Annotated in this window: 8 protein-coding genes; all 8 read right to left on the bottom strand. The window is 44.3% G+C overall.

Annotated elements, in window-relative coordinates; all coding sequences use genetic code 11:
* A partial coding sequence (locus NKT06_RS31605; protein WP_253443042.1) for a replication initiation factor domain-containing protein occupies positions 1–566 on the bottom strand: 566 nt, incomplete at its 3' end.
* A 173-nt stretch (positions 567–739) separates the two neighbouring features.
* Positions 740–1,084 (bottom strand): hypothetical protein, encoded by a 345-nt coding sequence (locus NKT06_RS31600; protein WP_253443039.1) that lies wholly within the window; start codon positions 1,082–1,084, stop codon positions 740–742.
* Positions 1,085–1,412: 328 nt separating this feature from the next.
* Positions 1,413–1,667, bottom strand: a complete 255-nt coding sequence (locus NKT06_RS31595; protein ID WP_253443036.1) for a hypothetical protein — start codon at positions 1,665–1,667, stop codon at positions 1,413–1,415.
* On the bottom strand, positions 1,664–3,070 hold the full coding sequence (locus NKT06_RS31590; protein ID WP_253443032.1) for a hypothetical protein: 1,407 nt from the start codon (positions 3,068–3,070) through the stop codon (positions 1,664–1,666). Before NKT06_RS31590 ends, NKT06_RS31595 begins: the two co-directional genes overlap by 4 nt.
* Positions 3,067–3,903 (bottom strand): zonular occludens toxin domain-containing protein, encoded by an 837-nt coding sequence (locus NKT06_RS31585; RefSeq protein ID WP_253443029.1) that lies wholly within the window; start codon positions 3,901–3,903, stop codon positions 3,067–3,069. Before NKT06_RS31585 ends, NKT06_RS31590 begins: the two co-directional genes overlap by 4 nt.
* Before the next feature lie 57 nt (positions 3,904–3,960).
* Complete coding sequence (locus NKT06_RS31580; protein WP_253443027.1) at positions 3,961–4,128, bottom strand: hypothetical protein; 168 nt, start codon at positions 4,126–4,128, stop codon at positions 3,961–3,963.
* 430 nt (positions 4,129–4,558) lie between these two features.
* Entirely contained in the window at positions 4,559–4,816 is a 258-nt protein-coding gene (locus NKT06_RS31575; RefSeq protein ID WP_253443025.1) for a hypothetical protein, read from the bottom strand.
* A 400-nt stretch (positions 4,817–5,216) separates the two neighbouring features.
* Positions 5,217–5,835: replication initiation factor domain-containing protein (locus tag NKT06_RS31570; protein WP_253443023.1), on the bottom strand; the 619-nt coding region annotated here is incomplete at its 5' end.

Genomic DNA, 5,835 nt, shown 5'->3' with positions numbered 1-5,835 from the left:
CTTATCTGAACATCAGATTGTTCTCTACCAAAATAGAGAGTCTCACCAATAGATGATCCGTCCTCTATTTCAAAACCTTCGATTTTCTTCCCCTTTTTAAACATCGAAGTTACAGCGCCTTCTTTAACTTTCCGGTAAAGCATATCTACTGTAAAATACGGTTTTTCATCCTCTACAGCTATATCATCGATTGCAGCATCCCAACGTGTAAAATTACCACCTTCAGCAAAAGCATCCTGTACGAACTGTTTCCAATCCTTCGTGCTCAAAGTCTCAAACTCACGGCAACCTTGCCCAGTCATCATGACGTGAAAGCCTGGAACATTCCGATGATCATACATAATATGTATATGCCCAAAAAGTTTTTGGGATTTATAACCAAATTTGCCTGATGATTCGAACCCGAAATGAATGATATCCAAGCCCAAAATGTCGCAAATTTTCCGGATGTCCGTTACAGTTTGAAAAGTGACTTGAACCCAGTCCACACAGGCGCGGAGCGTACTTTGGGATTTAGATTGCACCCCCCTGTTAGTGGACGGGGGTGCTTTCGTTCCATCGCTCATAAAATCACCTGCTCATTTTCCCATTTTTATTAGTTCCGAAACAAATTTTTCACTGCACTGAACACCCTACCAAATGCCGTATACGTGTTAAAGAGAAAGCCCGGGAGAAGAAAAATAGCAAACAATATCAGCCATAACGGCCATTCATTAAATGGCATTTGTAGTCAGCCCCTTTATTGATTTTGATGCAGCTGCCTGAAATAATCGGCAAAAGACAAAGCGTGACCGTGATTAATTATGTCTTCAATCCTCTTCCAGTCATCTTCTGGCAAAGTTATTTTAACTGGCTTGCCGACACCGATCTGCGGCCGACCGATTTTCGGTTGAACATTACTGATTTGTATTTGAACATTATCGAGTTCTCTCGATATCCTACCGTAATCTTTAGACATTTCCTTGTACTCTGGAGCATCAAAGGCATCACGATGCACATAAAGAAAATTATTCATGGTTTCGAGTAAATCAATCTTTTGTCTGGTAAGATCGCGTTCTACTTCTTGGAGATTTTTAAGTGACATAGTAGAAGTTACCTCGCCTTCTTTTAGGTTACCTTTATTCTAGCACGCAAGTTACCTTTAGTAAAGGAAAAATATGCCTCTGGCAGCTAAAGGTTATCACCTTTAGAATCCATTTTCCCTCGCCGGGTGGCAGGGTCCTGAACGCAGGGTTCAGGACAGGCTTATAGGGTTGTCTGGTCGATCCGCTCGTAAAGGGTTCATTTCATCGCTTCGCGCCCTTGACGGCTTACTGTGGCCTCTCTTACAACAGATCAAAGGTTAGAGTGAAGAATATAACAGTGGCAGCCTGCACCAACAAGAAAATTGTATCCATCATGAAACGCCCCTCCTAGTCGATATACTGCGCTAAACGTAGAACCCAACGTACGCCGTACCAAATGGCCACACAGCCCAGGTAGCTAGTCAGAAGAGTGAGCATCGGCCCGATCGGTACGAAGTAGTTGATCCACCCCATAACATCCGCGAAGCCTGGCATGGTTGCCAATTTCAGACTGGCAAAAGGTGACTCCGGTAAAAGCAGGAGCACAGCCTTTGCCATAGTCGTCAGCCAGTCGAGAATGCTGTCTATAATGTTGCCGATCATTTCGCACCACCTAAGAGGTTACGAGTGGACATGATCAGCCAGAGAGCAAATGCAGCTATGACGATCCCTCTAAACCAGGGCATGTACGGATCGAGATAATCCATCTTGTAATCAAACTTAAATGACATACCCATGTATTTCTCATCAACCTTGAAATGCGGTGTCTTTGCCGGCGCGTTGAGGATCGAGAGTACAGCGAACACGTCCCAGGGCAAGCTGAACGGAAAACGTGTTGTCACGACTTGTCCGAGTGTCTTGTCCCAATCGTTTTTGGGTGGATTGCCGGTTCCTGGTTCGCCAGGAAGCGAAGGGTTAGCAGCCTTAGCCATTTCAGCAGTCATGGTCTTGATCTGCTCGGCTGTCAACGTAAGTGTACCGACCTTAGTCCCTGTCTGTGGGTACGTGATCGCACCAGGTGGAACAGGAATCGCGACAGGCTTCGTTGCATCCCATTCCTTGTTGATCGCCGGGATACCTGGCATAGCCGGAGCCGATACCGCAGTACCTCCATACACCATCTGCATGTACATTTTGTAAGCCAAAACGGAGTCCTGGAAGCCACGAAGTACATCGTTCCAGTTGCCGTACACAAATCCCAGTCCAGCAGGAATACTACTATAACGATCGTACATAAATCCATCACTGGCTATGGAGTAATCAGTGTAAGTATTAGGAAGGCCCTTAATACTTGATGTAACAGAAACAACAAGCTTCTCACGGTTAAATGTTGTAGCCCCTCCGGGCATCGTGTAATTAATAACAGCGCTTCCGCCCTCTACGCCCATAACCCAATCGTAGGCTACACGTGCATAAATTCCATTTTGTGTAGCATATCCATCCTTATCAATTTCAGATGGGACAAGGTAAAACGTACTACCGTTGATGCTAAACGTCATAATACTGTAGGACGCAATCCAAGATGCATCCAGCACACCAGATGAACCCAACCTAAATTTGTAGTTTGCCCCCGGCCAGTTAAATGCCGGAATGGTAGTGGTTGAACCTGTGATGGACAATATCCCAGCCTTGGCCGCATCGATCCATTGTTGAGCCGTAAGGAGCACAGATGCAGTACCATTGACCGTAGCTTCTTCGAGTGTTGCCCATGATGCCTTTGCAGTGGCACTGAGTGAGTTCCATGCCGCCTTAACCCTAGGAGCAGCCGACCGGACATCATCCCATACATGATCTGCAATTTGATACATCCCGTACCCAGTTACACCAATGGCAGCCAAGGTATACATGGCTTCACCAAGCGCCATACCTCCCAAGACAAGAGCTGGGAAAAATGCGTTTGCCCTGGGCACAGCCAACTCGAAAATTAGCACAATACAGATTACCAATGCCAACAGCTGACGGCCTAAACGTCTGGGTGACAAAAAGGAGTGGATACGGTATGTCAACTTGCATCCACCTCCAGATGTTCGGGAGCATCGGTTCCGCCGGTGGGGACCCCCTGACCCCCACCGTCAGCCCCAATGCTTTCCTCTTCCTGTTCCTGTGCTGCTAGTTTTTCCTGCCGTTTCTTCTCTATTTCGTCCTTCCAGATTGCAATTTGGACAGCTACAGGCGCGGGAACAACTGCACCGTCATACATCTTTTCAATTTCAAGGGTGAGCTCTTCCAGGTTAAAGGTACGCATTGTGTCATAACGATCTGCAATAGACTTCCTATAACGTCCAAATCTCAAATTGGCTTTGACTTTGGTGTGATACCATTTGTATATGTACATGAACATGGTGATCCTGAAGAGTGAGAGAAACGAGAACATGATACTGTTATTCGCCTTCAGGTGTTTTACATCGTACTCGACCAGACCACGGATCTGCTTATCGATCATCCGATCCGATTGGGCAATGAAGACAAAGTCATAACCGAACTTACGGGACTGGCTCAAAAACTTGATCCACTTGGTTCTGACTGCGGCAGCTGACTGCCAATCGCGAGCGTTGAATATGATCCCTGCCTCATCGATCTGGACGAGACACGATGACTCTTTGCCCATGAACCCCATTTCAATGGACTTCGCAATCAAATACTCTGGCGTGATTTCCTCTTCAAAAATCCAGCGTTCCATCTCACGTTCAACCCTAGCACGCTGCCACGGAAAAATGCGCTTCGGTGGCTTAATCGGATAATTGGCAATAACATACTTCCGCTTGATCCACTCCAGGCCCAACTGTGTACCATGGTAACTTTTGCCGCTGCCTACTGATCCGGTATATAGAGATATCATGATTAACCTCCTAAACAAAAAGGCGTCTCCGGAGAGATCGCCCTTTGTGGTTTGATATTAGTTCGTTGTACCTTTGAAGAATTTCATTGCTCTTTTGATACCCCATCCTGCCGCGAAAATAGTCAATCCAAGTGGCAAGAGATCCATCATCAATTGCAATGTGTCAGTTACAGCAGTTGTAACCGCAGTAACAACCGCAGCACCATCAAATTTTACAGCTCCCAAAGTAATTCCCTCCAGTTAATTTACTATTTTGAATACTCGCGTAATACCCCACGATATGATGTAAGGCACCGCATATATGGTGACCGCTGACATGATTCCGATTCCGACAAATTGAAACGCTTCTTGTACTAACTGTGCTGAGTCCAATTGTCAAAAAACCCCCTCACCGCGATATACCCAATCATTAGTCCCACAGCCAGGCAAAGCACAGCAGTTATTAAGTACATTGATTGTTGATCTGCTGAACTACTTTCCACCATAACCTGCTGTAGGTCGTCTAGCTTCACAATTAACGCTTGATAGTCTGTACCAGTTTCCGCCGCAGCTGCTTGATCGGGCGTGACCATAACTTCTGGCGCAGGTTGTACAGATGGGTCGGCAGCCGTATCCATGTCTTGTACATTTTCCGGCGTATCCTCATAGATCGCCATTACTTTTTAGCTAAAGCAATCAGCTTGAAACCAGGACGACCATTCTGAATTGTCATTTCAAGCGTAGCTTCCACTTTGTCTTTGAACTTGATCCCTTCCGTATTTACAACTTGATCAGGTTCCAAGAAAAAATTTGTGTTTTCTAAACTCGCGACATCATGAAGTTCGATCATGGAGTACGGCTTTCCGGATTTTCTGGATGTGCCAGAGTTCGAACCTTTGAACAAAAACTCTTTGGCCATAGTTGGATTTAACATATGTATTATTCCTCCTTTTATACGAACATAAATTCGCTCATGCGAGAAAATTTGTTCTGTTAACAGCATAAAAAAAAAATCAAAATCTAGCAATCGCTAATTTTGTATTTATTTAGCGCATCTTGTCGTAAAATGTCGGAAGGTAAGCCTTTTTTCTCAATTTCCATATATATCTCTATTGGGACTTTTACTATTATTGTCTTAATTAGATCTTTTTTTCTAGTTCCTTCGGGCAATCGCTTGCGACCCATTACATCCCTCTTTTGTACCATATTCATCCTTTTTTTTCTTTTGAGCGTAACAAAAGACAGGTCTATGTTACAACCTGTCCTAGGAAAAATATGGTTTTCGGTTTGCAGCGGATTTATTTTTATTCACAATTATAATATAATTGCTTTAGTCAATTTTTATCTTCGCTAAAGTCGTCTACCATATCCGGGTAGGCGATTTTTCTTTGTTCAAAAGATGCTTCGCGAACCGTTCTATTCAAATACGCATTCATTTCTGCAAGCTTGTCCCATTCTCTGTCAGCTGCGATCTGTTCCAACGTTTCACGGTATTCATCAGCCAGACGAATTTGTTCTGGTGTCATTCTATCCATTCCATCATTCAAAAAATCTACAATCAAATCCATATCGGATCCGTATGCATAAAACATCATTCCCAAGGCAGGAGCAACCTGTTTATCTAACCACCCTTTAGTCCGCTCAATTGTACGATCCGGTGCCTGCATGGTTAGTTTTAATTTTTCTACATCTCCTAAATACTTCGACCACCACTTACACAATGGCCACATCGATTTATTGCTAAGCATTGTAGGCTGCTTAACTCTAAAATTGATATAATTTCGAATCACTCCAGATAGTGTTCTGCAGTAATCCCCTTCACTATTAAGCAAATATATAGCCATTGCTTGAGCCCGATCCCGGCGGCACTGAATTTCAAAACGATTCCAGGCTACAATATCGCCCTCTATTTCTTTACCAGCATTAGCCCTTTCATGATCCTTTTCATAAATC

Origin of the sequence: Paenibacillus sp. 1781tsa1, from assembly GCF_024159265.1 — a bacterium.
Taxonomy (GTDB): domain Bacteria; phylum Bacillota; class Bacilli; order Paenibacillales; family Paenibacillaceae; genus Paenibacillus.
This window is presented reverse-complemented; position numbering and strand designations above follow the sequence as displayed.